1 protein-coding gene is annotated in these 411 nt (G+C 39.9%); it reads right to left on the reverse strand.

From position 1 onward, the window contains the following. Nucleotides 1-411 (reverse strand): reverse transcriptase domain-containing protein (locus tag FG383_RS21420; protein ID WP_246097081.1); only part of this gene is annotated, 411 nt, incomplete at both ends.

The raw sequence follows: 411 nt of genomic DNA on the forward strand, positions 1-411 counted from the left end.
CTTTTCTATAAATCTCACGATTGATTCCATCACTCTATTTGCCGCTTTCTCACTCTTCACAAAGATTAAGGCGTCATCAGCGTATCTCACGAATTGGAGTCCTCTACTTTCTAGTTCTTTATCAAGTTCATTTAACATAATATTACTCAAAAGCGGACTGAGGTTTCCTCCTTGCGGAGTTCCAACTGGCGTTTCTTCATATTTCCCATTCACCATGACTCCACTGACTAAGTATTTCCTCATTAGAGAAATGACATCTCCATCATCTATTGTATTAGATATGATTCGCATGAGCTTATCGTGGTGGACTGTATCGAAGAACCTTTCAAGGTCAATGTCCACGACCCATTCGTATCCATCGTTCAGAAATTCCAGACTTTTAATAATGGCCATCTCGCAACTTCTTTTCGG

The organism is Psychrobacillus soli (assembly GCF_006861775.1).
Lineage (GTDB): Bacteria > Bacillota > Bacilli > Bacillales_A > Planococcaceae > Psychrobacillus > Psychrobacillus soli.